Here is a 25701-nt window from a genome sequence, read left to right as displayed (position 1 = left end):
CGACCTTGACTGGAGGAACCATGACCGAGACCGCGCCCGGACCCGGGACGAAAGCCGGCGGCCCGGAGGACACGGGCGGGGTGCGCTCGTACGACGTCGTGATCGTGGGCGCGGGGCTGACCGGTATGTACCAGCTCAAACTGGTCCGGGAACTCGGCCTGTCCGTCCGGGTCCTGGAGGCCGGGGACGGCGTCGGCGGCACCTGGTTCTGGAACCGCTACCCCGGCGCGCGCCTCGACTCGGAGTCGTACTCGTACCAGTACTCGTGGGACAAGGAGCTGCTGGAGGAGTGGACGTGGAAGGAGATGTTCGCCGGCCAGCCCGAGCTGGAGGCGTACTACAACCGCGTCGCCGACAAGCACGACCTCCGCAAGGACATCGACTTCGGCACGCGGGTCGCGAGCATGGCCTTCGACGAGGAGACCGACGACTGGACGCTGCGCGCCACCGACGGCCGGACCTACCGCGCGCACGTGGTCGTGATGGCCAGCGGCATCCTCTCCGATCCGAATTTCCCGAAGATCCCCGGGCTGGAGAACTTCCGCGGCGAGTGGTACCACACCTCGCTCTGGCCCCAGGAGAAGATCGACTTCGCCGGGAAGCGGATCGCCGTCATCGGCACGGGCGCGACCGGCGTCCAGGTGATCCCCGAGGTGGCCAAGACCGCCGGGCACCTGACCGTGTTCCAGCGCACCGCCAACTGGGCCGTCCCGCTGCGCAACCGCCCCCTGTCCGAGCGGGACATGGACGAGATCCGCGCGGGCTACCCGGAGATGTTCCCGTTCCTGCGCAACTCCTTCAGCGGCTTCCTGCACACCTGGGACAAGACCAAGTCCACCGAGGTCACCCCCGAGGAACGCGACGCGCGCTACGAAGAGGCGTTCAACTCCCCGGGGTTCACCAAGTGGATCGGGCTCTACAACGACCTGGCCTACGACCCCGAGGCGAACAAGATCTACTGCGACTTCCTCGCCGCGAAGATCCGCCAACGGGTCGACGACCCGGCGACCGCCGAGAAGCTGATCCCGGATGACCACTACTTCGGCGCCAAGCGGGTCCCCTGCGAGACCAACTACTACGAGACGTACAACCGCGACAACGTCGACCTCGTCCTGCTGAAGGAGAACCCGATCACCGAGTTCACCGAGAAGGGCATCCGCACCGCCGAGGGTGACATCGAGGTGGACATGATCATCCTCGCCACCGGGTTCGACGCCTTCACCGGCGCCCTCAACAAGATCGACATCCGGGGCCTGGGCGGCCGGACGCTGCGCGACAAGTGGAAGGACGGCCCGCTCACCTACCTGGGCATGCAGGTCGCCGGGTTCCCGAACATGTTCGTCGTCGGCGGCCCGCACGGCAAGGGCGGCCACGGCAACGGCCCCCGCTGCTCCGAGCCCGTGGTCGAGTGGGTCGCCCAGGTCGTCGACGACATCTTCACCCACCCGTGGCGCCGGGTGGAGGCGGATCCCGCGGCGGAGAAGGAGTGGACAGACGGCGTGGTCTCCGCCGCCGAAGGCACGCTCCAGGCATCGGCCAGGTCGATCTTCTTCGGCGACAACATCGAGGGCAAGCCGCGCGTCTACGTCGCCTACGTGGGGGCCCTGCCCGAGTTCGTGGACCGGCTCTACGACGCCCGCGAGGCCGGCTACCGCGGCTTCATCCTGAGCTGAGGCCCCCGTTCGCCGGACCGGCCCCCGGCGCGTCCCGCAGGTGCCGACCGGCGAACCCACCGTTGCGCGCCCGACCCGGAGGTACCCGTATGACGCCGGAGCCGTTCGTCCTCGCCGTGCCCGAGGCGGACCTGACCGACCTGGAACACCGGCTGGCCCAAACGCGGTTCGCGCCCGACATCGACAACGCCGACGGACGCCACGGAGTCTCCACCGCACGGTTGCGCGGGCTCGTGGACTACTGGCGGCACGACTTCGACTGGCGGGCCCAAGAGCGAGCCATCAACGCCCTCCCGATGTTCACGGTGGAGATCGACGGGCTGCCGATCCACTACGTCCACGTGCGAGGGACGGGCCCGGCGCCGACACCGCTCCTGCTCAGCCACGGATTCCCGTGGACCTTCTGGGACTTCCACCGCGTGATCGGGCCGCTCACCGACCCGGCGGCGTACGGCGGCGACCCGGCCGACGCCTTCGACGTCGTCGTCCCGTCCCTGCCGGGATTCGGCTTCTCCTCGCCGCTGCCGCGCTCCGGCGTCACCTTCCTGACCACGGCGGACCTCTGGGTCACGCTGATGACCGAGGTGCTCGGCCACGACCGGTTCGCCGCACACGGCGGGGACTGGGGCGCGCAGGTCACCGCGCAGCTCGGCCACAAGTACGCCGACCGCCTGCTCGGCATCCACCTGACCAGCCTGATCGCGTTCCCGGCGGGGTGGAACTCCGACCGGCCGTGGAACCTGCTCCAGAAGGCCGCGGACGCCGCGAGCCCCGAGGACCGGGCCGCCGTCGTCGCGTGGGAGAAGCGCCGCGTCGGGCACCTGGTGCCGCAGATCGTGCACCCGCAGACGATCTCGCACGGGCTCAACGACTCCCCGGCCGGGCTCCTGGCCTGGCTCACCGAGCGGCGGCTGGCCTGGATGGACCACCGGCAGCCGGTCGACGACGTCTTCCCCCCGGACTTCCTGATCACCACGGCGGCGCTGTACTGGTTCACGCAGACGTACCCGAGCGCGGCGCGGTACTACGCCGAGGCGGCCAACCACCCCTGGCAGCCCGCGCACGACCGGACACCGGTGATCCAGGCCCCGGCCGGGCTCTCGGTGTTCCTCGACGACAACCCGCCCGGGGCCCGCTTCGACTGGCTGCCCGCGATGTACGCCGACATCGTCCACCAGGCCGAACACCGCGTCGGCGGCCACTTCGGCGCCATGGAGCGCCCCGACGACGTGGTGGCCGACATCCGCGCCACCTTCCGCACCGTGCGCTGAAGCGCACCGAAAGGAACACGAGCATGGCCCGCCCCCCGAAGAACACGACCTTCGACTACGTCATCGTCGGGGCAGGTGCCGCCGGCTGTGTGCTGGCCAACCGGCTCTCGGCCGACCCGCACACGAGCGTCCTGCTGATCGAGGCCGGCGGCGGCGACTCCCACCCCATGCACCTGGTGCCCAAGGGCTTCTACTTCACGCTGGTCAACCCCAAGTACGCCAAGACCTTCGCCACCGCGGCGTTCCCCGACGGCCACGTCGAGCAGTTCCCCCGGGGCAAGGTGGTCGGCGGCTCGACGACCATCAACGGCATGGTCTGGAACCGCGGTTGGGCGGACCACTACGACGGCTGGGAGAAGGCCGGCAACACCGGCTGGAACTGGGCCCGGTTCCTCGACGCGTTCAAGCGCATCGAGCGCCACCAGCTGGGCGGCAACGCGGTCCGCGGCGGCGGCGGCGCGGTCGACATCGAGATCGCCGGCCCGCCCGAGGAGGCCTGCGACGCCCTCATCGCCGCGTTCGCGGCGCAGGGCATCCCGTTCGAGGAGGACATGAACGCCGTCGGCGGCGAGCGCGCGTCCTACGTCGCGTCCAACACCCGCAAGGGCACCCGGATGAGCGCCGCCCGCGCGTACCTGCGCCCGGCGCGACGGCGCCGGAACCTGACCGTCGTCACCCGCACCGAGGCCGAGCGACTGGTCCTGGACGGCACGCACGTCACCGGGGTCCTGTGCCGGACGCCGGGCGGGCGGGTCACCTACACCGCCACCCGCGAAGTGCTGGTGTGCGGCGGCGCGTTCGACTCCCCGCTGCTGCTGGAGCGCTCCGGGATCGGGAACGCCGAGGTGCTCGACGCGGCCGGCGTGCCCGTGCGGGTGGCCAGCCCCAGGGTCGGCGAGAACTTCAAGGAGCACCGCGGCATCCTGCTGCAATACCGGCTGACCGAGGTCAAGGGCTACAACGCCGAGGCCGCCTCGGCACCGCGCTACCTGTGGACCGGGTTCAAGTACCTGTTCAGCCGCAGCGGGATGGTCGCCCACGGCGGGTACGCGGTCAGCGGCATCTACAAGTCCGACCCGGCCTCGGAATTCCCGGACACCCAGTGCTTCTTCACCCCGATCTCGACCTCGGCGGTGAACCCCATGACCGGACGCATGGTGGTCGACAAGTTCCCCGGCGCCAAGTACGTCGCCCTGCCCATGTACCCGACCAGCCAGGGCTCACTGCACATCACCGGCCCCGGCCTCGACGACACCCCGCGCCTGGAGCCGAACTTCCTCGACACCGAAGAGGACCGCCGGATGCTGGTCAAGGTGCTGCGCCGGGCCCGGGAGATCGTCGCCACCGAACCGTTCACCAAGTACGTCGTCGAGGAACTCCAACCCGGGCCGCAGGTCTCCGAGGACGACGAGATCATCGAGTACGGGATCAACCAGGGCAACAGCGGCGCCCACGGCCTGGGCACCTGCGCCATGGGACCGGACGCGGACGACGTCGTCGACGCCACGCTCCGGGTCCGCGGCACCCAGGGCCTGCGGGTGGTCGACGCCTCGGTGTTCCGCGACCAGCCCTCGGGCAACAACAACGCCCCGACCATGGCCCTGGCCTGGATCGCGGCCGACATCATCATGGCCGAGCGGAGCTGACACCACGAGACAAGAACACGAGAGGGCCCCGACGCCGTGTCGGGGCCCTCTCGTGTGCGGGGCTCGGCCCTATCGCAGGCTGATCGCGCCCTCCGGGCAGGCGGCCGCGACGTCCTCGGCGTGGGCGCGCTCGTCGTCGCCGATCACGGCGTCCCTGATCTCGGCGTAGCCGACGTCATCGCAGTCGAACCACTGCGCGGCCAGGGTGTAGCAGCGTCCGTGGCCGACACACAGGTCGGTGTCGATCGTGAAGCGCAGTCCGGTGGACTGCTCGGTGCGCTCGGACATGGTGGTGGTTCCTCTCAGCGGGCGGCCGGCTCGATTTCGAGCGGCAGGTGGGAGAGCTGCTGCATGAAGCTGCCGTAGCGGTACTCCTCGACGAAGTCGTCGGGAATGCGGTACCGCGCGATCCGCTCGTGCCAGACTTCAAGGCCGATCCGCATCTCCAGGCGGGCGACGTGCGAGCCCAGGCAGCGGTGCACACCGAGGCCGAACGCCGAGTGCGGGACGCCGGTGCGGGACAGCTGGACCTCGGGGGCGAGCCGGCGGTCGGCACCGCAGCGGGCGATGAAGATCCGGTCGCCGGCCCGCACCGGGAAGCCGTTGAGCTCGGTGTCCTGCCGGGCCACGCGCCCGGCCGAGCCGCCGGTGTTGTAGAAGCGCATCAGCTCCTCGATCGCGCCGGGGATGCGGCCGGTGTCCTCGATCAGGTACCGGCGGTCGTCCTCGTTGCGGGCCAAGTGCCGCATGATGAACCCGAGTTGGCTCGAGGTCGTCTCCTGGCCGGCGATGAAGGCGAGCTTGGCCATGCCGACCAGCAGGTCCTCCGGAATCGGCCCGCCGTCGACCTCCATGGTGACGAACGCCGTGGCCAGGTCGCCCGGCCGGGGGTGGGTGCGGCGGTCGTTCATCGCGCCGCGGACGATCGTGTCGATCTGCCGCTCGATGTCGTCGCGCTCCTCCTGGGTAGGGAAGTCGAACGTGGCCCGCTCGGCCAGGTGGAACATCCGGTCGACGTCTTCGGTGCCGATCCCCAGCCACTCCAGGAAGAACAAGGCGGGCAGCTTGGCCGCGAAGTCCTTGGCGAAGTCGCAGGTGCCCTTGTCCAGGATCGCGTCGATGAGTTCGTGGCAGATCTCGCCGATCCGCGGCTCCAGGTGGGCCACGGCCCTGGGCCCGAACAACGGTGCCAGGGCTCTGCGGTACTTGGTGTGCACCGGCGGGTCCATCGTGATCGGCGGGACGTCGAGGATGACCTCCTGCTTGGTGTACACGATCGAGCTCGGCAGGTTGGACCAGGTGTGCGGGTCCTGGAGAACGTGCTTGACCGTGTCGTAGTCGGCCGCCACCAGATAGCCCCGGTTCACCGGGCTGTAGAACAGCCCGCCGACACCGCTCATCTCGTCCCACACCGCGAACGGATCGACACCGAGCCGCTCGTCCCCCTCCAGGTCCAACGCGTGGATCGGGAGGCCGTGGGCCTCGGCGCGCTCCTGCATCGTTGACATGTCAGACTTCTCCATCCACTGCCCGGCGCGTTACAACATAAAAGTACGACGCTTTGAACATAATAGACTAGCCGGTCACGCAGGACGAGCCGACCGAGCGCCGCGGACCACGCGCCCGGGCAGCGCCCCGGTCGGCTCCCCCTCGCGGTAGGTCTCCACGCCGCTGACGAACGTGTGCCGGTACCCCTCGACCCGCTGGAGCAGGCGGCGGCCGCCGCCGGGCAGGTCGTAGACCATCTCCGGGCGGTGCGTCCGCATCCGGTCCAGGTCGATGACGTTGAGGTCGGCCTTGAAGCCGGGCTTCAGCTCGCCGCGGTCCCGCAGTCCGACCGCGCGCGCGGTGTCCCGGGACTGCCGCTGCACCACGAACGGCAGGGCGAGGCGGCCGTGCGGCCGCTCCCGGACCCAGTGCTGCAACAGGGTGCTGGGGAAGCTGCTGTCGCAGATGGACCCCACGTGGGCACCGCCGTCGCCGAGGCCGGGGACGGTGTGCGGGTGGCCGAGCATCTCGCGGACCGCGTCGAGGTTGCCCTCGGCATAGTTGGTGAACGGCTGGTAGATGATCCCGCGGCCCTCGTCCTTGACCAGGACGTCGTACGCCACCTCCTCCGGCGTCCGGTGCTCGCGTTCGGCGCGCGCCCGCAGGGACATCGCGCGCGGGGGCTCGTAATCCGGGACCGGCCCCAGCTCGTGCATCGCGTCGTAGCGGTCGGTGCGCAACCCGCCCGGGGTGATCGTGTCCTTCTCGTCCGTCTGCGCCGCCAGGATCGCCGCCCGCATCCGCGGGTCCGCCATCCGCGCGGCCTGCTCGGCGACCGGCAGGTGGGCGATCGTGCGCCACACCCGGTTGGTGGTGAAGGGGTGCAGCGTGCACTGCAGACCCAGCAGGATTCCCATGCCGCGGGCGCCGACCTGGGCACGGATCTCCAGGCCCGCGGCGTTGGCGGCGGTGATCTCCGCCAGGATCTCGCGGAACCGCCCGGGGTGCACCGGGTTCTGAAACACGGAGACCGACAGCGGCCGACCCGACACCTTCGCCATCTGCCGCATCAGGGCGAAATCCTCGGCCACGTCGTCGAAGTCGGTGATCAGCTGGAGCACGCCTGTGCCGGTCCCGCCCACCGCGCGGGAGATCTCGACCAGTTCCTCGTCGGCGCTGCCGTACACCGGGGTGAGCACGCCGGTCTTGGTCTTGTGGTTGAGGGTCCGGGAGGTGGTGAAGCCCAGTGCGCCCGCCGCGATCGACTCCACGGCGAGCCGGGCCATCTGGGCGATCTCCTCGCGCGTGGCGGCTTCCCGGGCGACCGCGCGCCGGCCCATCGCGAAGATCCGCAGGGCGGCGTGCGGGACCTGGGTGGCGTAGTCGAGGTCGCGGGGGCGGCGCTCCAGGGCGTCGAGGTAGTCCCCGAAGGTCTCCCAGTCCCAACTCAGCCCCTCGTGCAGGGCGGTGCCGGGGATGTCCTCCACGCCCTCCATCAGCGCGATGAGCTGGTCGCGGTCCTCGGGCTTGACCGGGGCGAAGCCGACGCCGCAGTTGCCGCCGACCACCGTGGTCACCCCGTGCCAGGAGGACGGCTGAAGCGTGCTGTCCCAGGCCGCTTGGCCGTCGTAGTGGGTGTGGATGTCGACGAACCCCGGGGCGACGACGGCGCCTTCCGCGTCGACTTCCCGCGCCCCCGTCCCGCGGACGCGGCCGACCTCGGCCACCCGGCCGCCGACGACCGCGACGTCCGCCCGGAACGGCTCGCCGCCGCTCCCGTCCACCACCGTGCCCGAACGCACGACCAGGTCGTACTCACTCATTTCAGGTTCCTTTCCGACTGCGGTGTCTTGGGCGCGGTCCCTCAGGCGCGGACCGCGGTGGTCGCCGGCCACTCCTGCGGCACCGGATGGCGAAACAGCCGTTCGGCGGTGCGGTGGCACATGTTCAGCGCGTCGTCGTCGCGCCGCGAGGCCGCGCGGGAGAGATCCGGTCGAACATGCCCGCGGAGCGGAACGAGCGGGCCATCGGGCCGGCCAGGTACGGGTGGGGGTAGGCGAGCGGTACGGCGGCGGCCTCGTCGAGGCGGGCGACCTGGGCCGCGGTGAGTTCGAGTTCGGTGCTGCGGAGGTTCTCGGTGAGTTGGGCGACGCTGGTCGCGCCGAGGATCGGGACGACGTGGACCGGTCGGTGCCGCAGCCAGGCGAGGGCGAGTTGCGCCGGTGTGGCGTCGAGTTCGACGGCCAGCGCGCCCAGCGCGTCGAGCACGGCCGCGACGTCGGCGCCGTGCCGGCCGCTCCAGGCCATCGCGGGCGCGTTCCAGACCTCGGCGGACAGGCGCGAGCCCGCGCCGCCGCCCGCGGCGTACTTGCCGGTGAGCAGGCCGTTCTTGAGCGGTGACCAGGCCAGCACGGACAAGCCGAACTCCTGGGCCATCGGGAAGAATTCCGCCTCGGCGCCGCGGCCGAGCAGGCTGTACTCGATCTGCACGCCGACGTAGCGGGACCAGCCGCGCAGCTCGGCCATCGTGTTGGCCTGGGCGACCACCCAGGCGGGGGTGTTGGACACCCCCACGTACAGCACCTTGCCCGCGCGGACCAGGTCGTCCAGGCCGCGCATCACCTCGTCGACCGGGGTGAGCAGGTCCCAGGAGTGGACGATGTAGAGGTCCAGGTAGTCGGTGTTCAGCCGGCGCAACGAGCCCTCGACCGACTGGGCCATGTTCTTGCGCTGGTTGCCGCCGGCGTTGGCATCGCCGTTGCGCGGCGCGGAGTTCGTGTACTTCGAGGCGATGACCACCTCCTCGCGGTGCCCGGCGACCAACCGGCCGATGATGCGCTCGCTCTCGCCGTCGGCGTACTGGTTGGCGGTGTCGAGATAATTGCCACCCTCGGCGCGGAAGGTGTCGTAGAGCTCTTGGGCCGTCTCGGCGCCGACGCCCCAGCCGTTGGTGGCACCGAACAGCATTGTCCCGAGCGCGACATCGGAGACCCGCAGCCCGCTGCGGCCCATGAGCCGATAGTTGAGCATGATTGCATCATAGCAGCAACACGATTAGATTCGGGAGTATGACGACAACGCCGGACCCCCGCCGCCTCCAGGAGCTGATCGACCGGCAGGACATCCACGACGCGCTGCTGCGCTACACCCGCGGTGTCGACCGCCTCGACGCGGACTTGGTCCGCTCGGCCTACTGGCCCGACGCGATCGACGACCACGGGGTGTTCCGCGGGACCGTCGAGGAGTTCATCACCTGGGCGTTCGCCGGTCACCGCACGGCGCACCACGGCGAGCAGCACTACATCACGAACCACACCTGCGACCTCGACGGCGATATCGCGCATACCGAGACGTACTTCGTGATGGTCGGGCGCAACCGCACCGGCACGCCCGTGACGCTGCACGGCGGCCGGTACATCGATCAGGTGGAGAAGCGCGACGGCGCGTGGCGGATCGCGCACCGCGTCTCGATGGTCGAGTGGATCGGCGGCGTGACCGAGCCCGATCTGCCGCCGGTGCGACGGGAGGAGAACGGCGTCGTCGCGCGCGACCGCACGGACACGTCGTACGACCGCCCGCTGCTCACCGAGGCGCGGCGGGCGCGCTGACCGCCGGGGTCACGTTGTGGCGACCACCGTGGTCTTGAGCTGTGTGTAGTGGAACAGTGACGCGAAGCCCTTCTCGCGGCCCAGTCCGCTGGACTTGTAGCCGCCGAACGGCGTCTCGATGCCGGTGCGGCCGCCGTTCACGATGACCTGGCCGGCCTCGATCCGGGAGGCCACGCGCAGCGCCCGCGCCGCATCGGACGTCCAGACGCCGGCGACCAGGCCGTACTCGGAGTCGTTGGCGAGCGCGACGGCGTCGTCCTCGGCGGTGAAGCGGGTGACGGCCAGCACGGGACCGAACACCTCCTCGCGGAAGATGCGCATGCGGGGGGTGACGTCGGCGTAGAGGGTCGGCTCGACGTAGCGGCCGGCGGCCAGCTCTCCGATCGCGGCGCGGCCGCCGATGACCAGCCGTGCGCCGTCGTCCTCGGCGACGGCGAAGTACTCGACGACCTTGGCGAATTGGCCTTCGGTGGTCATCGGGGCCAGGTGCTCGCCCGGCGTCCGAGCGCGCATCTGCGCGGCGACCCGCTCCAGCACGGCGTCGTGGACCTCGTCCTGGACGAGCAGGCGGCTGAGCGCCGCGCACTGCTGCCCGGCGCCGACGCAGATGGTGAGGGCACTGGCCACGGCGCGATCGAGGTCGGCGTCGGCGAAGACGATGTTGGCGGACTTCCCGCCGAGTTCGAGGATGGCGGGAACCAGCCGCCGCGCCGCCCCTTCGGCGACCCGCCGCCCGGTGGCGACCGAGCCGGTGAAGGCGATCAGGCGGACGTCGGGGTGGTCGACCAGGGCGGCCCCGGCGTCGGGGCCGGTGCCGACGACGACGTTGACGACGCCCGCGGGGATGCCGGCCTCCTCGCACAGCCGCGCCAGCATCAGCGTGGTCGACGAGGTGAACTCCGACGGCTTGACCACGACCGTGTTCCCGGCCGCGAGCGCGGCGGCCATCCCGCGCGCGGCCTGGGTCAGCGGCCCGTTCCAGGGAGTGATCATGCCGACGACGCCGTACGGCTCGCGGCTGGTGAAGGCGTGGTCGCCGGCGCCGAGGTTGATGGTCTCGCCGAACAGGGCGCGGACGACGCCGCCGTAGTACTCGAAGTAGTCGGCGGCGACGTTGAGGCCGCCGCGCATCTCGGCGACGAGCTTGCCGGTCTCCTCGACCTCGGTGGCGACGAACTCGTCCCGGCGGTCCCGGAGCCGGCGGGCGACCTCGGCGAGCAGACGGCCGCGGTCGACGGGCGCGCGGTCGGCCCAGTCCCGGGCGGCCGACCGGGCCGCGGCGACGGCGGAGGCGACGTGCTCGGGCCCGCCGAGCGCGACGCGGGCGACCACCTCGCGCGCGAAGGGCCCTTCGACGGCAAGCGTCTCCTGCGTCCCCCGCGGCACGCTCCTGCCGTCGATCCAGTGGTCCAACTCGCGCGGCATCCTACCTCCTGGGTCCGGGGTCGTCCGACCTGACCATAATTGAATCATGCCTTTAACATGGTTGAAACGGTGGGTTATCGGTGGTCAGGTGCCGGGCAGACCCGTTCTGTGGTCCAATACAATGGAACCCCATTGGAACATTATTGGGAGGCTTGGCGCCATGCCCGACAGCCCGGAGCTGCCCGCCCTCGACGGCGTTCGTGTCCTCGACGCCACCCACGGCATCACCGGGCCGCTGGCCGGCATGGTGCTCGGCGACTTCGGGGCCGAGGTGATCCGTCTCGCCGCGCCGCACGACCCGGAGGACCGCACCCGGCCCGGGGCCGTGGCCTGGCACCGGAACAAGACCGTCGTCCCGCCGGAGCGAGGGCCCGCCCTCGCGCCGGATGCCGACCTCGTCGTCACCTGCGACGGCGCCACCGCCGCCGCGCTGGGCCTGCCCCTCGACGCCGCCCCGCCCCCCGGCGTCGTCCACCTCCATCTGCCGCTGTGGCACGAGGAGTTGGATCTCGATCCGTTGACCCGCGACCGCATGGTCGCAGCCGAGTTCGGAGCCGCGCGGCGACAGACGTCGTTCAGCGGCGGGCCGGTCGACGCGGTCTACCCCTTCCTCTCCTCCATGCAGGGCATCTGGGGGGCCACGGCGGGCATCGCCGCGCTGGTCGAGCGGGCCCGCCGCGGGCGCGGGCAACGCGTCGTGGTCGATCCGCTGCACGGCTCGATGGTCACCGTGATCACGACGATGCTGGTCAGCCCGGACGAGCCGCTGCCCGACACCGCGGTCGGGCCCGGTGGCCCCAACCCCACCTTCGGGACGTACCCATGCTCCGACGGCGACTGGCTGTTCGTCGGCGCCCTGGGCTCGAAGTTCCAGGACCTGCTGTTCGCCTGTCTCGGCACCACGGACATCGTCGACGACCCGCGCATCGAGAACGTCCGCGAGCGGCTTTACGCGCCCGACAACCGCGGCTGGGTCCGCGCCCGCCTCACCGAGGCCTTCCGCACCCGGGACCGCGCCACCTGGCTGGCCGAACTGACCGCGGCCGGGTGCCCGGTCAGCCCCGTCGGCGACCGGGACGACTGGCTGGACCACCCCCAGGTCGCGGCCCTGAACCAGCGCCTGGACCTCGACGATCCCCTGGTCGGCCCGGCCGTGGTGACCGGCGTCGGCGCCGACCTCTCGCGCGGTGCCCGCCGCACGCACACCGCCCGGCGGTTCGCCGACGACGCCGCATGGGCGCCCCGCACGGACGCACAGCCCGAGCCGGTGCACCCCGGCGGCACCGGCCCTCTGGCCGGCATCACCGTCGCCGACCTGGGCACCGTCCTGGCCGGCCCGTACGCGGGCATGCTGCTGGCCGCGCTCGGCGCGAACGTTCTCAAAGTGGAGACGGTCAAGGGCGACGAACTGCGCCTGCGCGGCTACGGCATCGCCCGCGGCCAGCGCGGCCTGGGCATCGACCTGCGCCACCCCGACGGGTACGCGGCGTTCCTCCGCGTCGTCGCGCACAGCGACGTCGTGCTGGACAACTACCGCCCCGGCGTCCGCGACCGGCTCAAGATCGACGACGCCACCCTCCGCGGCGTCAACCCGGATCTCGTGACGACCTCCATCACCGGCTACGGCGCGACCGGCCCCCTCGGCGGCCACCCCGGCTACGACCCGGTGGTCCAGGCCCTGGCCGGGATCATGAAGGCCCAAGGCGGCCCCGACGAACCGGTCTTCTCCACCCTGGCCATCAACGACGTCGCCGTCGCCTGCCTGGCCGCCCTGGGAACCTGCGCCGCGCTCTACCAGAAGTCCGTCGGACGAGGCGGGCAGCACGTCGCCACGTCGCTGGCCGGCGCGGCGACCTTCATGCAGAGCGGCGAACTCGTCCGCTACGCGGGACGCCCCCCGGCCGAGACCGGCGGCCGCGACTTCCCCGGCCCGAGCCCCGCCTCCCGCTTTTACGCCTGCGCCGACGGCTGGGTCCGCGTGCACGGCGCAAGCGACGAACTCATCGCCGGGTTCCCCGCGCTCACCTCGGATGACGTGGTCAAACTCGTCACCGAGGCCGGCGGCGCCGCCACCCGCGCCCGCGACTTCCGCGAGGTCGTCAACGACCCGGAACTCCTCGCCGACGGCCACGTCGCCGAACTGGTATGGCCGGACGGCAACGCGACGTTCCTGCCGCACCGTCTCGCCACGTTCGGCGCCCACGCGCCGTACGAGGTCATGCGCGCGACCGGGCACGGCGAGCACTCCCGCGAACTGCTGGCCGAAGCCGGGCTCACACCGCGGGAGATCGACCGCCTCATCGACGCCGGAGCGGTCGTCGTCGGCGCGCCGATGCACTCCGTCGTGGGCGTCGGCTACCGCTGAGCGGGAACGGAGACGGTGGCGGTGCCCGGGGCCAGGACGACGCCGTCGCCGTCCTCGACCCAGACGTCGAGATCGGCGAAGACCCGCTCGGCCCCGGAACGCACCGCACGCACCCGCGCCTTGACGTCGAACACGGCGTTCCGGAGCGTCGGCGCCCGGAACCGCAGCGCCACCGCCTCGATCCGGCCCTCCGGCGGCAGCCACTCGCGCAGCAGCCGGTGCACGTACGACCACGGCAACCGGCCCATGACGATCGCGCCCGGGTAGCCCGCCGCGCGACCGGCCTCGTCGTCCATGTGGATCGGGACGAACTCGTCGTTGACCGCGGCGAAGCGGTTCCACTCCGGGAAGCCGCTGCGCCGCGGCCCGGCGGCCACCTCGTGGCCCACACTGAACATCGCCGTCTCCCGTCGTCAGTAGCGAAGGGCGGTCTGGCGCTCGACCTGCACGCGCTCGCCGTCCTGGTTGGTCCACACCGACTCGGTGACCGAGACGAGCATCGGGCCCATCCGGCCGGTCTTCTCGGCGTACGAGACCAGCCGCGTCTCGGAGCGGATCACGTCCCCCGGCCGGATCGGGACCCCGTAGGTCACCTCGGTGCCGCCGTTCACCTGGTTCCGCAGACCGGGACCGGCGATGCCGATCGCCTTCTCCATCCGGTCGGTGTCCCGCAACTCCGGCGCGACCACGGGCTCCCGCTGTGCCGCCGCCATCCACGCGAACGGATTGAACTCCTCGGGCGCGGTGATGCCGCCCGGCGTCGTCTCCGCGCAGAACCGGCGCGGCGGCGGGTCGGGGTAGTGCACCGCGATCGCCCATCGGCGGATGTCGGAGGCCGCGACCGGATAGGAGACCTTCCAATCGACCACCGAGCCGACGGCGGCGGCCATCTCCGCGCTGATCAGGCCCACGGCTACCGGCCCCGGTGGTCGCGCTGCCCGGCGGCCCGGGGATGGGCGTACGGGTGCGCGGCGACGGCGGCGGGCGGCTGCTCGGCCGCCAGGCGCGCGGTGGCCCGCTGGTAGACCTCGATCACGCGGTCCTCCTCGGTGTAGTCGAACGCGTCGACGAGATTCCCGGCGGCGCGTTCGTCCGGCGGATGGTCGAGGTACCAGCGCACGGTGTCGGCCAGCGCGCGGGCCGCCGGGACCGGCTCGACGTACCCGAGCCGGTCGGCCGCCTTGTGGGCGTCCACCAGGAGGTGGGCGTCGTGGGCGACCGGGAACAGCCCGCGCCCCGGGCCGGCCAGGTCGAACGGCATCGACACCGGGCGCAGCGCGCCGCCCGCCGCGGCGGCGCAGATCTCGACCCACTGCCGCACGGTGAACTGGTCCCGGTCGCCGACGTTGAAGATCTCGCCCGCCGCCGCCTCGGGCCGGTCGACCGCGGCCAGCAGGTGGGCCGCCGCGTTGACCGCCGCGCAGCGCGTGGTGAGGGTCAGCCCGGCGTCGGGGAGGATGATCCGGTCCCGGCCGTCGCGCACCCGGCGCACCACGGACCACTCCCGCGGGTAGACCTGCCGCGGGCCGTAGATCGTGGGGTAGCGGAACAGCGAGGCGCGGAAGGCGCCTTCGGCGTGCAGCGCCAGGATGTGGCGCTCGGTGGCCCGTACCTTGCGGGCGAACCCTTCGCCGGTGGTCTCCTCCGCCTGTTCGGCCCGTCCGGCGTCGGCCTGTTCCTCCCGGGCGAGCACCGGCATGCCGAACGGGCGCAGCCGCCCCGGCTCGTGGTAGCCGGCGTAGGCGGGCAGGCCGCTGACGGCGACCAGGTCCGCGCAGCGCCCGGCCAGGGCGTCGGCCACCAGGCGGAGCCGGCCGTACGTCGCGACCACGACGTCGAACGACCGCCCCGCGAGTGCGTCGTCCAGCGACGCGCGGAAGTGGGGGTCGGCGTGGATGTGCTCGTGGCCGTCCGACGCGGGGGCCTCGTGGGTGCCGCGGTGCAGCAAGGTGACGGCATACCCGCGTTCGGCCAGCCCGGCGGCGACGTGCGGGCCGGTGGGCCCGCTGCCGCCGACCAGGAGTGCGGTCCTCGCTTGTGTGCTGTGCAGCGTGACTCCACGGGGACAGGGTTTGCGATGGATGGTGGCGCCGGGATCAGCCCGCCAGGTCCTGCTTCTTGTCGACGTTGATCCGCGGGTCGATGACGCCTTCGTTCATCGCCTTGATCAGCAGGGCGACGTGCTGGGAGTGGAACCGGGCCAGCCGCAGGCCGGTGGCCATGAACCAGAGTTTCCGGTGGCCGGAGTGGCGGAGCGTCGTGCGCAGTTCGCCGCGGTCGTCGACGTTCCAGACCGTGGCCAGCTGGTCGGCCACCTCGTCGCCGACGACGGGACGGACGACCTCGCGCATGTTGCTGTAGCCGGTGCAGAACACGACCACGTCGGCGGGTTCCTCGGTGCCGTCGCGGTAGACCACGCCGTGCGGGGTGAACCGTGCGACCTCGCCCGGCTGGATCCGTATCTCGCCGTCGATGATGAGCCGGCAATTGCCCTTGTCGATGTAGACGGCGCCGCCGCCGCGGGTGGTCAGGTACGCCTGCCCGGCATCGCCCGGCCCGAGCGTGGTGCGGAAGCCGGCCTTCTCCAGCCCGGCGATCAGGTCGGCGTCGAGTTCGGCGATCCGCCGGGTGACCGTCGGCGCGAGCCGCAGGGCGAGGGCCAGCGGGTTGGCCGCCGCGAGCAGGTCGGCGGTGGCGACCTCCGGGCCGTTCTCGTGGTAGAGCGCGCCGAAGAGCAGCTTCAGGCCGTTGCGCTGGGAGAACACCAGCACCGGGCTGCGCTGCACCATCGTGATGGAGGCGGCCTCGTTCTCGTAGGCGTCCTGGGCGATGTCGTGCGCGCTCGCCCCGGCCCCGACGACGACCACGCGCTTGCCGCGCACCGATTCCCCGCCGGGGTGTGCGCTGGAGTGGGCGATCGTGCCCTGGAAGAGTTCCTCGCCCTCGATCTCGGGGCGGTGCGGGATGCCGTCCTTGCCGGTGGCGAACACGAGGTGCTGGGGGTACAGGGTGCGGCGCTCGCCGTCGTGGTCGAGTTCGACCGTCCAGCGGCCCTCGGCCTCGTCGTAGGTCGCGGAGTGGACGGTGGTACTGGTCCACAGGTCCAGGTCGAGGAGGTTGACATACGCCTCCATCCAGTCGGCCAGCATCTCCTTGGGTGTGAACAGCGGCCACGTCGTCGGGTAGGGCAGGTACGGGAACTCGGTGGACCACTTGAAGTCGTGCAGCAGCAGGCCGTTGTAGCGCAGCCGCCAGTTGTCGCCGGCGCGTGCGTAGCGGTCGACCAGCAGCGTCGGGACGCCGAGCCGACCCAGCCGCGCGGCCAGGAACAGGCCGGAGTGGCCGGCTCCCACGATCAGGACGCTCGGGTCGGCGTCCCGGTACTGCCGTCGTTCGGCCCGGAGTTCGGCCAGCGACCGGCGGGCGCCGGGCGTGGACGGCGTGTTGTTGGCCTCGGAGGCGGCGTCATCGACGGAGACCGTCGGCTCGGGGAAGTCGCGCAGCCCTTCCAGGGCGGTCGAGACCACCCACGACCGCCACGCGCCGTCCTCCTCGCGGACCAGGCGGACCACGCCGCGGCCGACCGACGCGCGCGTGGTGAAGTGGTAGATCGCCTCGATGTAGCGGCCGTTGAAGGCGACCGGCCACGTCGCGTCCAGGCGCAGATCGCCGAAACCGGTCTCGTCGAGGGCGGCGGCGAGCTGACCGACGATGTCGTCGGCGCCGTGCATGCCGACCAAGTCCCAGGTGAGGGCGTAGATGTCGCGCCACCACGGGTCGGCCGCCAGCAGCCCGCGCACAGCGGGGAAATCGCGGTCGGACACGGCGCGGTCCAGGTCGGCCAACCATCGCTCGGCCACGGCACGGTGGTCCACCGGCTCGTCGGTGACGGCCGGGCCGGTTTCGAGTTGGGTCATCGTGCCTCGTCCTCCTGGTTCAGCCGGGCGCGGAAGCTGCGGACCACGTCGGGCGACGGCAGCGCAACGAGCTCCACTTGAGTGCCGTCGGGGTCCTCGCAGAGGAACAGCGTGACCGGGCCGTAGTTCTTGACAATCGTCGTGGTGGGGTCGGAATAGACCTCGTAGCCCATGCGGACCAGGCGGGCGTGGACGGCACCGATGTGCTCGGCGTCGACCGGGAAGGAGAGTTGGCCCATCCCGAAGTCGCCGGGGCGCTTGGGACGCCCCTCGTCGTTCTCGGGCAGGTTCCACTTGACCAGTTCGAGCTGGCCGACACGGGAGTCCCCCTGGACGAACACCGTGGTGCCGGTGGTGCCTTCGGGCAGCCGCATGAGCACCGGTGTCAGGTCGCTGGTCGGCTTCTCCAGGGTCTTGCGCATGCCGAGGCCGTCCACGTAGAAGCGCAGTGAGGCCGCCAGGTCGCGGACGCCGAGGGCGACGTGGTTGAGGCTGCGGACCCCGGCGCGGGTCTCCTCGGGCGCCGCGCTCACAGGACGAAGCCTTCGTCCTGGAAGGCGCCGTCGCGCCAGGCGAGGGCGGCCTTCAGCCCGTCGCGCGCGGCCTTGGCCTGGAACTCGCCCGCGCCCGGCCGGAACGAGCGGGCGATGGCGTACCAGGGCACGACGCTTTGGAGCGCGGCGCGGAACCCCATCGCCTCGTAACTCTGGTTGAGGCTGAGCTTGTTGGCGGCGAGCATCGCCGGGTGTAGTTGGGCCAGCGGCCGCAGCTCGCGCATCACCTGTTCGTCGAGTTCCTCGGCGGGGAAGCTCTTGGCGATCCAGCCCATCTCCTCGGCCCGCTTGCCGGTGACCGAATTGCCGGTGAGCTGAAGGTACTTGGCCTGGGCCATCGACATCTTCCAAGGGAAGTACTCGACGTCCGGGGTGGATTGGGCGCGGGTGGGCGGGTAGCCCATCACGCAGTCCTCGGCGGCGAACACGATGTCGCACATCGACATCAGCTCCGAGCCGCCCGCCAGGGCATGGCCGTGCACCTTGGCCACCACGGGCTTGAGCAGGTCCCAGATGGTCAGCCAGTCCCGCAGGCAACTGCGGGGGAACTGGCCCGTCCAGGACTCGAACAGCGGAGAGCCGTTCCAGCCGTCGGGGCGCTCGGGACGTTCCTCGCCGCCCGCGTAGCTGTTCATGTCGTACCCGGCGCAGAAGGACTTGCCGGCTCCCTGGATGAGGATCACCGTGACGTCGTCGTCGGCCTCGGCCGCCTTCAGGGCGTGGATCACCTCGCGCCGTAGCGCCGGGCTCAGGGCGTTGCGCTTCTCCGGGCGGTTGAGGGTGATCGTCGCGATCCGGTCGGCGATGCCGTACAGGATGTTCTCGTAGTCCACTGGTGGCTCTGCTCTCTTCCTCGGTGTCCTGGCGGCGGGCGGGGAGGTCAGCCCACGGCGACGTGGTCGGCGCCCAGCGGCCGGGGTGGTGTGCGGATCGAACCGGGGGTCCGGCTCAGGCGGATCGGGACACCGAGCATCCGCAGGCCGTCGAGTTCGGTGACCATGCCGCGGGCGACGACGTCCGCGGCGTCGAGCACGTCCGCCAGGCGCCGGACGAGCGTCGCGGGGACGCCTTGGGCGATCAGCGTCCGGGCCAGGTCGATGTCCGGGTCGAGCGCGGCGAACAGCCGGGCCAGGGCGGCGTTCAGCTCGTGCCGGTGGGCCAGGCGGTCGGAGTTGCGGCGGAACCGCGGGTCGTCGGCGAGTTCGGGTGCGCCCAGGAATCCGGCCAGCGCGGCGAACTGCCGGTCGCTGCCCGCGGCGACGTAGACCTCGCCGGCGGGCGACGGAAACGTCTCGCAGGGGGCGATGTTCGGGTGCGCGCTGCCCAGCCGGTGCGGTTGCTCGCCGGTCATGAAGTAGTTCGCCGCCGCCGGGTGCAGCAGGCTCATCGCCGCGTCGACCAGGCTGATGTCGACCCGCTGGCCCGTGCCGGATTCCTCGCGCTCGCGCAGGGCGAGGAGGACGCCGGAGAGCGCGAGAAGCCCGGTGGTCAGGTCCACCACGGGCATCGGGACCCGCAGCGGCGGCCCGCCGGGCTCGCCGTTGAGGTCCATGATCCCGGTGTACGCCTGGATGACGGCGTCGTAGCCGGGCAGCCCGGCCATCGGCCCGTCGGGGTCGAACGCCGAGATCCGGCAGTGCACCAGGCGTGGGAACCGCTCTGCGAGCAGGTCGGGTGCCAGGCCCCAGCGGGTCATGGCGCCCGGCTTGAAGTTCTCGACCAAGACGTCGGCGTCGGCCAGGAGTTTGAGCACCAGTTGGCGTCCCTCGGGGGTGCTGAGGTCCGCGGCGAGGTGGCGCTTGTTGCGGTTCAGCCCGGCGTAGTAGGCGCTGACGCCGTCCGGCCGGGACGGGCCCCAGGAGCGGGTGAGGTCTCCGGTGACCGGCTCGACCTTGACGACGTCCGCGCCGTGGTCGCCGAGCAACTGGGCGCAGTACGGGCCCGCCAGCACGCGCGAGAGGTCCACGACGCGGACGCCGGCGAGCGCGCCCCCGGTCATTCCGCCGCTCGCAGGACTTGTTCGGCGTCCGGGGCGCCGGCCATCCGGCGCTTGCGCATCCGGATCCGCCAGCGCCCGTCCTCGCGGCGGAAGGCCCACGCGTTGAGGGAGGCGCTGAGCAGCTTCAGGGTCGGACCGTCCTGGTGGAAGATGAACGAGTAGCCGCTGGCCACCGCGTCGTCCCCGGTCACCTTCACCGCCAGGTTGTTGCCCTGGACGTGGAAGCTGCGGCCGTGGAAGCCGTTGTCGTGCTGCGCGGTGCGTTCGCTCAGGAACCGGCGCATCTGCGCCAGGCCCTCCCAGCGGACGATCGCGTACGGGTCCTCGCCGCGGCCGGAGGAGACGTCCATGACGCAGTCCTCGGTGAACAGTCGGAAGTACTCCTCGTCGAGGGGCGCGTCGGCGTAGTAGCCGTAGCGGGCGAGGAGTTCGCGGATCTCCCGGTCGTCCTCGAGTTCGCGGAGCCGCGCTTCGAGAACCGCCAACTTGTCCTCCACCGGGAACCACCCTTTCGAGCTGCTTTGAACAAGATAGTAACACCACTGTTAATCAATGTGGAGACCTCGCGGGACGGCGCTCCTCCTACAGATCGAGGACCAGCAGCGGGGTCCGCGACCGCGAGCAACAGATCATCACCGTGTCGTTGGCGGCCTTCTCCGCGGCGGTCAGCAGGGAGTCCCGGTGATCGGGAACGCCGTCGAGGACGGTGGTCTCGCAGGTGCCGCAGGTGCCCTCCCGGCACGACGTCAGGACGTCGACGCCGGCCGCCTCGATCACGTCGGCGATGCTCTGCTCCGGGCCGACGTCGAGAGTGAGACCCGAAGCCCGAAGGTGGACCTGAAAGCCGGTGCGCTCCCCGTCCAGCGCCCCTTCACGGGGGCGGAAGCGTTCGACGTGGAGGGTTCCCGGCGGCCAGGCGGCGCACCGGGCCTCCACCGCGTCGATCAGCGCGCCGGGCCCGCAGCAGTAGACCTTGACGCCGTCGGCCGGTTCGCCGAGCAGGGCGTCCAGATCGATCAGCCCGAGCTTGTCCTCCGGCCACAGCGTGACGCGGTCCCCGAAGGCGGCCAGGTCGTCGGTGAAGGCCATCGAGGCGGCCTGGCGGCCGCCGTAGACCAGGCGCCAGTCCGCGCCGGCGGCGGCCAGTTCGCGCACCATCGGCAGCAGGGGCGTGATGCCGATGCCGCCCGCGACGAGCAGGTGCCGGCGGCCGGCCGCGAGCGGGAACTCGTTGCGGGGACCGCGCACGGCCAACCGCGTGCCCTCGGTGACCTCGTCGTGCAGCCGCCGGGACCCGCCCCGGCTCTCGGGCTCGCGCAGCACCGCGATGGTCCAGGTCGTGGCGTCGGCCGGATCGCCGCACAACGAGTACTGGCGTTCGAGGCCCTCGGCGATGACCACGTCGATATGGGCGCCGGGCGCCCACCGCGGGAATGGCTCACCGTCCTCCCGCACCAGGTCGAAGGCGGCCACCCCTTCGGCCGCGCGGCGCACCCCCTGGACCCGGACAGGAATGAGGCCCTGGTCGTTCATCATAGGAACAAGATTAATACACGATTCAAGAGCCCTACAACTCTACTTGACATCAAAAGTAACCTTGCTGTGGCACGGGTGAGGTGTTCGAGCCCCCGGGTCTCGCCTTCGACCCGAACCGCCGGGAGCCGATCCGCGAAGGAGATTCCGCATGAGGTTCACCGTCGACCTGGACCAGTGTGCAAACCACGGCCAGTGCTCGCTTGCCGCACCCGACCTGTTCGCCCTGGACGACGACGGGCAGCTCTCCTACCGCGCCCACGCCTCGGACGAGTACACCTCGGCCGAACTCGGCACCGCCGACCAGGACGGCGCCGCCTCGGCCGCGGACATGTGCCCGATGCGGGCGATCCGGCTGGTCGGCTGAATGCGCCGGTTCGAAGGCCGCGTCGTGCTGGTCACCGGGGCGACGAGCGGGCTCGGTGCGGCCGTGGCACTGCGGCTGGCGTCGGAAGGCGCGCACCTCGTCGTGACCGGGCGTCGCCGTGATCGTTGTGCGCACGTCGCCGCGGCGGCCCGCGCGTACGGGGTCGAGGCGCTGGCCGTGCCCGCGGACCTGACCGATGCCGCGGTGCCGGCGGGGCTGGTGGCGGCGGCCGTGGACCGCTGGGGACGGCTCGACGCGGCGGTCAACAACGCGGGGGTGAGCCCGCCGCCGCAACCGTCGTCGGGGTACGACGAGGAGCTGTGGCGCGCGACGCTCGACCTGAACCTCACCGCGGTGTTCCGGTGCCAGCGGGCGGAACTGGCGGCGATGGTGCCGGCCGGGCGGGGGGCCATCGTGAACGTCGCGTCGTACACGAGCACGACGGTGCAATCGGCCGGGGTGGCGTCGTACGCGGCGGCCAAACACGGCGTCCTCGGCCTGTCCCGGGCCGCGGCCCGGGACCACGCCCGGGACGGCGTCCGGGTCAACGCGGTGGGCCCGGGGCACATGCGCACGGCGATGATCGACCGCCTCCTGGACGCACCCGACAAGCGGGAACGCCTGCTCGCCCGGATTCCCTTGGGGCGCGTGGCCGAGCCGGCCGAGGTGGCCGGAGCCGTCGCGTTCCTGCTGTCGGACGACGCGTCGTTCGTCACCGGCCAGATCCTGGTGGCCGACGGCGGGCTCTCCATCTGAGCGCCGGCCGTCGGCCGTGCTCGGGGCTCAGCCGGCGGAGGTCGCGGCCTCCGGGTTCTCGGGCCACTTGAGCCGCTTGCAGAGCGGGTCGGTGCGGTCGCGGGTGCCGCGGAAGTGGCCGCCGGGGACGGCGTTCTCGGCGGCGAGCGTGCCGTCCCACTCCATGACGACGCGGCGGTACGTGATCCGCCAGCCGTCGTCGGCACGCTGGAAGTAGTCGAGGTAACGGCCGATCGACTGGTAGAGCCGGTCCTCGGAGGTCTGCATCCAGTAGGCGAAGTAGGACTCGCCGTACGCCTCGTCGCCCTCGATCTCGAAGATCGACTGGCCCATCAGGTGGTAGATGAACGACGAGGCGGTCGTGAAACCGGGGTTGTTGCAGATGAACTCCGCGAACTCCTCGCCGCTGCCGCGCCAACGGCCGTGGTCGTCGAAGGACTTCGGCGAGTAGCACGCGAGGATCCCCTCGCGGTCCTTGCGGTCCACCGCCCGCTCGAGCCGGGCGACCAACTCGGTCAGGGCCATCTTGTCGGCCAGCGTCTCCGGGTCCGGAACCACACCCATCGGAACTCCTCGTCTCGCTCAATCAATTTGCAATCATGTTGTTCCCCCACCCTACTTGTGTCCGACTCCTCCAGCCAGACCCGCGAAGCTCGTGGCCGCCCCTACATTTCGCTTTGATTTCTAACTATGGCCAAATAGTAGACAAGTAATGCTCAGCTCATCTAGGTTCGGCGCGCAGGGACCCCGTCACCACGGCGGGAGCGCTGATCATCATGAGGAGTCTCACGTGCCACCCAGGATCATCACCCGGGCGCGGGGCCTGAAGTTCGGAGCCGTCGTGGCCGCCGGCTGTCTGGCGCTCAGCGCCTGCGGCGGAGGCGACGACGGGGCGTCGTCGGACGAGTCGGCACCGCCGCTGACCGGCGAACCGATCAAAATAGGCTACGGCGCGTCCATGTCCGGTCCGCAGGCGGTCAACGGCCTCGCGGCGAAGGCCGTGGCCCACGCCTGGGAGAAGTACACGAACGCGCACGGGGGTGTGAACGGCCACCCGGTCGAGATCGAGCTGGTCGACACCAAGAACACCGTGCCCGGCGCCACCTCGGTCGCCAAGCAGTTCCTCGGCGACAACTCCATCGACGCCATCTTCCTCACCGACCTGGTGGCCGAAGGCACGATGACGGACCTGTTCAAGGACGCCCCCGTCGCGATCATCTCCGGCGGCGGATCCAGCGACCTCCTCTGGAGCGCCCTCCCCGGCGTGTTCCAGAACGTCTCCGGCTCGGACTACACCATCAAGGCGTACGCCAACCAGGCCCAGTCGGTCGGCGCCAAGAACTTCGGCTGGGCCGCGTGCGCCGAGGTCGCGGTGTGCCAGGAGAACGGCGGCAAGGCGATCAGCTACGCCCAGTCGATCGGCATGAAGGGCGCCGGCTCGCAGTTGATCTCCGCCACGGCCACCGACTACACCGCCGAGTGCCTCGCGTTCATCGGCGACAAGGCCGACGCGATCGCCTTCAACATCGGCTTCGCCACCGGCACGCGCTTCGCGTCGGACTGCCTCCAGCAGGGGTACGACGGCACCTTCTCGGTGATCAACTCCGGCTTCGACCAGACGGCCTTCGGCAAGATCTCGGGCTTCCGTTCCGTGGGCGGCACCAACGGCTTCCCCTGGTGGTCCGACGCCGAGCCGGTCAAGATCTACCGCGAAGCGATGTCCAAGTACTCCTCCGACGGCAGTTGGGCCTCGGGCAACTCCACCGCCATCTGGTCCTCCTTCGAGCTGCTGAAGAAAGCCCTGGAGACGGCCAAGCCGACGGAGATCACCCGCCAGACCGTCATGGACGCCATGTACACGGTCAACAACGAGACTCTGGGCGGCCTGCTCCCCGAGCCGATCACCTATACGAAGGGCCAGCCCTCGAAGCCGGTCGGCTGCAACTGGGTCTTCAAGTTCAACGCCGGCGACGACAACCCCGAAAGCATCGAGCCAAGCCAGTCCGGCAACGGCGCCCCAGGAGACCTCGCCAGCACCTGCACCGGCTACTGACCCCACGACTACAACAACGGCCGAAGCCCGCACCCCTTGAAGGGGTGCGGGCTTCGCGACGTAACAGGCGCCCGTGCCCATGCCCGGCAAGGCGGTCGATCCCGGGCAGCACGGACAGTGCGAATCTATACAGAATTCTGTACACTCGCCTCATGGTGATACTGAGAGAAGCGCATGAGCTGAGCGTCACCGAGGCGACGCGACGTGGCGTCGCCGGCCTCGTGGCCGATGCCGAGCAAGGGGCTGATTTGGTCGTCACACGTCACCACCGCCCTGTGGCGGTCGTGGTCGGAATCGCTCGGCTGACGGAGTTGGAAGAAGCCGCGGCAGACCTTCGCGACCTCGCGCTCGTCCTCGCCCGCACAGCGACGGACGCCGGCGGACGGACATCCCTAGACGACGTTCTCAGGGCGTACGGGCACACGCGCGAGTCCATCGCCGACACGCCGGATGACGACTGAACGATGACGGAGGTCACCTTCACCGACGACGCCATCGATGATCTGCGTCGGATCGGCCCGGAAGCGGTCCCCAAGGTTCTGAAGAAGATCCTGACACTCGTTGACGAACCGACCGCCGGGCACCCGCTCGGCGGTGAACTGACGGGGTACCGCAAGCTTGTCGTCGGTCGGAACACATGGCGCATCGTCTATCGGATCACTGACGACAAGACCGTCGAGGTCTGCGAAGTGTGGGCGGTCGGAGCACGCGCGGACGCCGAGGTCTATGCCGAGGCGATCGCCCGTGTCCGGGACGCGTCGGCCGACCGGCCGGAACTTACGCCGCTCGCCCTGGCCATCGAAAAGCTGGGGCGCCTGGCCGGGGAAGTCGTGGTTTCCGCGGCCAAGCCCGTCGAACCGGTACCCGACTGGTTGGCCGAACGGCTGATCCACAGCGCGGGACTGACCCGCGGGGAAGTCGCGGCACTGACACTCGAAGAGGCCGTCGACCAGTGGGCCGAGTTCACCAGTCGACCGCGCCGCTGACGTTTTCCTCAGCCCCGGGCACCAACGGGCACTGCCCCGGACGGGACGCCTGGGTGGCGT

The 25701-nt window shown here is 71.0% G+C and carries 25 protein-coding genes; 10 read left to right on the top strand and 15 right to left on the bottom strand.

Annotated elements, in window-relative coordinates:
- Window positions 1–20: 20 nt before the first annotated feature.
- The 3 genes from LO772_RS30760 to LO772_RS30750 all read left to right on the top strand — a co-directional run bounded on the left by LO772_RS30760 (window position 21) and on the right by LO772_RS30750 (window position 4590).
- The gene (locus LO772_RS30760; RefSeq protein WP_231775296.1) at window positions 21–1673 is read left to right on the top strand and encodes a flavin-containing monooxygenase; all 1653 of its coding nucleotides are present in this window, start codon (window positions 21–23) and stop codon (window positions 1671–1673) included.
- Window positions 1674–1762: 89 nt separating this feature from the next.
- Window positions 1763–2944 carry an epoxide hydrolase family protein gene (locus tag LO772_RS30755; protein ID WP_231775295.1) on the top strand — a complete coding sequence of 394 codons (1182 nt, stop codon included), beginning with the start codon at window positions 1763–1765 and terminating at the stop codon, window positions 2942–2944.
- 23 nt (window positions 2945–2967) lie between these two features.
- Window positions 2968–4590, top strand: a complete 1623-nt coding sequence (locus LO772_RS30750) for a GMC family oxidoreductase (protein ID WP_231775294.1) — start codon at window positions 2968–2970, stop codon at window positions 4588–4590.
- A gap of 69 nt (window positions 4591–4659) precedes the next feature.
- Here the strand turns inward: LO772_RS30750 and LO772_RS30745 are convergent, their stop codons facing one another.
- The 4 genes from LO772_RS30745 to LO772_RS30730 form a co-directional block, all read right to left on the bottom strand.
- Entirely contained in the window at window positions 4660–4878 is a 219-nt protein-coding gene (locus LO772_RS30745) for a ferredoxin (RefSeq protein ID WP_231775293.1), read from the bottom strand.
- 14 nt (window positions 4879–4892) lie between these two features.
- Complete coding sequence (locus LO772_RS30740; RefSeq protein ID WP_231775292.1) at window positions 4893–6098, bottom strand: cytochrome P450; 1206 nt, start codon at window positions 6096–6098, stop codon at window positions 4893–4895.
- Window positions 6099–6173: 75 nt separating this feature from the next.
- Complete coding sequence (locus LO772_RS30735) at window positions 6174–7901, bottom strand: N-acyl-D-amino-acid deacylase family protein (protein ID WP_231775291.1); 1728 nt, start codon at window positions 7899–7901, stop codon at window positions 6174–6176.
- Window positions 7902–8025: 124 nt separating this feature from the next.
- Window positions 8026–9108: an aldo/keto reductase gene (locus LO772_RS30730; protein WP_231775290.1), complete on the bottom strand. Its 1083-nt coding sequence runs from the start codon at window positions 9106–9108 to the stop codon at window positions 8026–8028.
- A gap of 38 nt (window positions 9109–9146) precedes the next feature.
- Here LO772_RS30730 and LO772_RS30725 point away from each other — a divergent pair, with 38 nt between their 5' ends.
- Entirely contained in the window at window positions 9147–9686 is a 540-nt protein-coding gene (locus LO772_RS30725) for a nuclear transport factor 2 family protein (protein ID WP_231775289.1), read from the top strand.
- 9 nt (window positions 9687–9695) lie between these two features.
- Here the strand turns inward: LO772_RS30725 and LO772_RS30720 are convergent, their stop codons facing one another.
- Window positions 9696–11111 carry an aldehyde dehydrogenase family protein gene (locus LO772_RS30720; RefSeq protein WP_231775288.1) on the bottom strand — a complete coding sequence of 472 codons (1416 nt, stop codon included), beginning with the start codon at window positions 11109–11111 and terminating at the stop codon, window positions 9696–9698.
- A gap of 160 nt (window positions 11112–11271) precedes the next feature.
- Here LO772_RS30720 and LO772_RS30715 point away from each other — a divergent pair, with 160 nt between their 5' ends.
- Window positions 11272–13476 (top strand): CaiB/BaiF CoA-transferase family protein, encoded by a 2205-nt coding sequence (locus LO772_RS30715; RefSeq protein ID WP_231775287.1) that lies wholly within the window; start codon window positions 11272–11274, stop codon window positions 13474–13476.
- Here the strand turns inward: LO772_RS30715 and LO772_RS30710 are convergent.
- From LO772_RS30710 to LO772_RS30670, 9 genes are all read right to left on the bottom strand, one after another.
- Window positions 13467–13874 (bottom strand): MaoC/PaaZ C-terminal domain-containing protein, encoded by a 408-nt coding sequence (locus LO772_RS30710; protein ID WP_231775286.1) that lies wholly within the window; start codon window positions 13872–13874, stop codon window positions 13467–13469. The two genes, LO772_RS30715 and LO772_RS30710, sit on opposite strands and share 10 nt — an antisense overlap.
- Window positions 13875–13889: 15 nt before the next feature.
- Window positions 13890–14387 (bottom strand): FAS1-like dehydratase domain-containing protein, encoded by a 498-nt coding sequence (locus LO772_RS30705; protein ID WP_231775285.1) that lies wholly within the window; start codon window positions 14385–14387, stop codon window positions 13890–13892.
- A gap of 2 nt (window positions 14388–14389) precedes the next feature.
- The gene (locus LO772_RS30700) at window positions 14390–15424 is read right to left on the bottom strand and encodes an NAD-dependent epimerase/dehydratase family protein (RefSeq protein ID WP_231775284.1); all 1035 of its coding nucleotides are present in this window, start codon (window positions 15422–15424) and stop codon (window positions 14390–14392) included.
- 148 nt (window positions 15425–15572) lie between these two features.
- Window positions 15573–17393: an FAD-dependent oxidoreductase gene (locus tag LO772_RS30695; protein WP_231775283.1), complete on the bottom strand. Its 1821-nt coding sequence runs from the start codon at window positions 17391–17393 to the stop codon at window positions 15573–15575.
- Window positions 17390–17926, bottom strand: a complete 537-nt coding sequence (locus LO772_RS30690; protein WP_231775282.1) for a VOC family protein — start codon at window positions 17924–17926, stop codon at window positions 17390–17392. The genes LO772_RS30695 and LO772_RS30690 overlap by 4 nt, the downstream gene beginning before the upstream one ends.
- Complete coding sequence (locus LO772_RS30685) at window positions 17923–18780, bottom strand: enoyl-CoA hydratase-related protein (protein WP_231775281.1); 858 nt, start codon at window positions 18778–18780, stop codon at window positions 17923–17925. Before LO772_RS30685 ends, LO772_RS30690 begins: the two co-directional genes overlap by 4 nt.
- A gap of 47 nt (window positions 18781–18827) precedes the next feature.
- Entirely contained in the window at window positions 18828–19946 is a 1119-nt protein-coding gene (locus tag LO772_RS30680) for a CaiB/BaiF CoA transferase family protein (protein ID WP_231775280.1), read from the bottom strand.
- Window positions 19943–20443, bottom strand: coding sequence for a nuclear transport factor 2 family protein (locus tag LO772_RS30675; RefSeq protein WP_231775279.1), 501 nt, complete (start codon window positions 20441–20443; stop codon window positions 19943–19945). The genes LO772_RS30680 and LO772_RS30675 overlap by 4 nt, the downstream gene beginning before the upstream one ends.
- 85 nt (window positions 20444–20528) lie before the next feature.
- Entirely contained in the window at window positions 20529–21479 is a 951-nt protein-coding gene (locus tag LO772_RS30670; protein WP_231779787.1) for a PDR/VanB family oxidoreductase, read from the bottom strand.
- Window positions 21480–21630: 151 nt separating this feature from the next.
- Between LO772_RS30670 and LO772_RS30665 the strand changes: the two genes are divergently transcribed.
- Together LO772_RS30665 and LO772_RS30660 are read left to right on the top strand one after the other, a co-directional pair.
- Window positions 21631–21846, top strand: a complete 216-nt coding sequence (locus LO772_RS30665) for a ferredoxin (RefSeq protein WP_231775278.1) — start codon at window positions 21631–21633, stop codon at window positions 21844–21846.
- On the top strand, window positions 21847–22602 hold the full coding sequence (locus LO772_RS30660) for an SDR family NAD(P)-dependent oxidoreductase (protein WP_231775277.1): 756 nt from the start codon (window positions 21847–21849) through the stop codon (window positions 22600–22602). It abuts the gene before it with no gap.
- A 27-nt stretch (window positions 22603–22629) separates the two neighbouring features.
- Here LO772_RS30660 and LO772_RS30655 read toward each other — a convergent pair whose 3' ends face one another.
- Entirely contained in the window at window positions 22630–23166 is a 537-nt protein-coding gene (locus tag LO772_RS30655; RefSeq protein ID WP_231775276.1) for a nuclear transport factor 2 family protein, read from the bottom strand.
- A gap of 226 nt (window positions 23167–23392) precedes the next feature.
- Between LO772_RS30655 and LO772_RS30650 the strand changes: the two genes are divergently transcribed.
- The 3 genes from LO772_RS30650 to LO772_RS30640 all read left to right on the top strand — a co-directional run bounded on the left by LO772_RS30650 (window position 23393) and on the right by LO772_RS30640 (window position 25641).
- Window positions 23393–24655, top strand: coding sequence for an ABC transporter substrate-binding protein (locus LO772_RS30650; RefSeq protein ID WP_231775275.1), 1263 nt, complete (start codon window positions 23393–23395; stop codon window positions 24653–24655).
- 152 nt (window positions 24656–24807) lie between these two features.
- Window positions 24808–25116, top strand: coding sequence for a type II toxin-antitoxin system Phd/YefM family antitoxin (locus LO772_RS30645; protein ID WP_231775274.1), 309 nt, complete (start codon window positions 24808–24810; stop codon window positions 25114–25116).
- Between the two features lie 3 nt (window positions 25117–25119).
- On the top strand, window positions 25120–25641 hold the full coding sequence (locus LO772_RS30640) for a type II toxin-antitoxin system RelE family toxin (RefSeq protein WP_231775273.1): 522 nt from the start codon (window positions 25120–25122) through the stop codon (window positions 25639–25641).
- Window positions 25642–25701: the final 60 nt, after the last annotated feature.

Origin of the sequence: Yinghuangia sp. ASG 101 (assembly GCF_021165735.1) — a bacterium.
GTDB lineage: Bacteria > Actinomycetota > Actinomycetes > Streptomycetales > Streptomycetaceae > Yinghuangia.
The sequence above is the reverse complement of the archived record's forward strand: the minus strand, read 5'-3'. Positions and strand labels throughout refer to the sequence as shown.

What these genes read in the sequence shown, in the direction of transcription:
- LO772_RS30740 (WP_231775292.1), bottom strand. Translation starts at nt 6,098, where the DNA reads ATGTCAACGATGCAGGAGCGCGCCGAGGCCCACGGCCTCCCGATCCAC.
- LO772_RS30760 (WP_231775296.1), top strand. Translation starts at nt 21, where the DNA reads ATGACCGAGACCGCGCCCGGACCCGGGACGAAAGCCGGCGGCCCGGAG.
- LO772_RS30715 (WP_231775287.1), top strand. Translation starts at nt 11,272, where the DNA reads ATGCCCGACAGCCCGGAGCTGCCCGCCCTCGACGGCGTTCGTGTCCTC.
- LO772_RS30660 (WP_231775277.1), top strand. Translation starts at nt 21,847, where the DNA reads ATGCGCCGGTTCGAAGGCCGCGTCGTGCTGGTCACCGGGGCGACGAGC.
- LO772_RS30665 (WP_231775278.1), top strand. Translation starts at nt 21,631, where the DNA reads ATGAGGTTCACCGTCGACCTGGACCAGTGTGCAAACCACGGCCAGTGC.
- LO772_RS30695 (WP_231775283.1), bottom strand. Translation starts at nt 17,393, where the DNA reads ATGACCCAACTCGAAACCGGCCCGGCCGTCACCGACGAGCCGGTGGAC.
- LO772_RS30640 (WP_231775273.1), top strand. Translation starts at nt 25,120, where the DNA reads ATGACGGAGGTCACCTTCACCGACGACGCCATCGATGATCTGCGTCGG.
- LO772_RS30735 (WP_231775291.1), bottom strand. Translation starts at nt 7,901, where the DNA reads ATGAGTGAGTACGACCTGGTCGTGCGTTCGGGCACGGTGGTGGACGGG.
- LO772_RS30680 (WP_231775280.1), bottom strand. Translation starts at nt 19,946, where the DNA reads ATGACCGGGGGCGCGCTCGCCGGCGTCCGCGTCGTGGACCTCTCGCGC.
- LO772_RS30670 (WP_231779787.1), bottom strand. Translation starts at nt 21,479, where the DNA reads ATGAACGACCAGGGCCTCATTCCTGTCCGGGTCCAGGGGGTGCGCCGC.
- LO772_RS30730 (WP_231775290.1), bottom strand. Translation starts at nt 9,108, where the DNA reads ATGCTCAACTATCGGCTCATGGGCCGCAGCGGGCTGCGGGTCTCCGAT.
- LO772_RS30710 (WP_231775286.1), bottom strand. Translation starts at nt 13,874, where the DNA reads ATGTTCAGTGTGGGCCACGAGGTGGCCGCCGGGCCGCGGCGCAGCGGC.
- LO772_RS30655 (WP_231775276.1), bottom strand. Translation starts at nt 23,166, where the DNA reads ATGGGTGTGGTTCCGGACCCGGAGACGCTGGCCGACAAGATGGCCCTG.
- LO772_RS30725 (WP_231775289.1), top strand. Translation starts at nt 9,147, where the DNA reads ATGACGACAACGCCGGACCCCCGCCGCCTCCAGGAGCTGATCGACCGG.
- LO772_RS30645 (WP_231775274.1), top strand. Translation starts at nt 24,808, where the DNA reads ATGGTGATACTGAGAGAAGCGCATGAGCTGAGCGTCACCGAGGCGACG.
- LO772_RS30720 (WP_231775288.1), bottom strand. Translation starts at nt 11,111, where the DNA reads ATGCCGCGCGAGTTGGACCACTGGATCGACGGCAGGAGCGTGCCGCGG.
- LO772_RS30755 (WP_231775295.1), top strand. Translation starts at nt 1,763, where the DNA reads ATGACGCCGGAGCCGTTCGTCCTCGCCGTGCCCGAGGCGGACCTGACC.
- LO772_RS30745 (WP_231775293.1), bottom strand. Translation starts at nt 4,878, where the DNA reads ATGTCCGAGCGCACCGAGCAGTCCACCGGACTGCGCTTCACGATCGAC.
- LO772_RS30750 (WP_231775294.1), top strand. Translation starts at nt 2,968, where the DNA reads ATGGCCCGCCCCCCGAAGAACACGACCTTCGACTACGTCATCGTCGGG.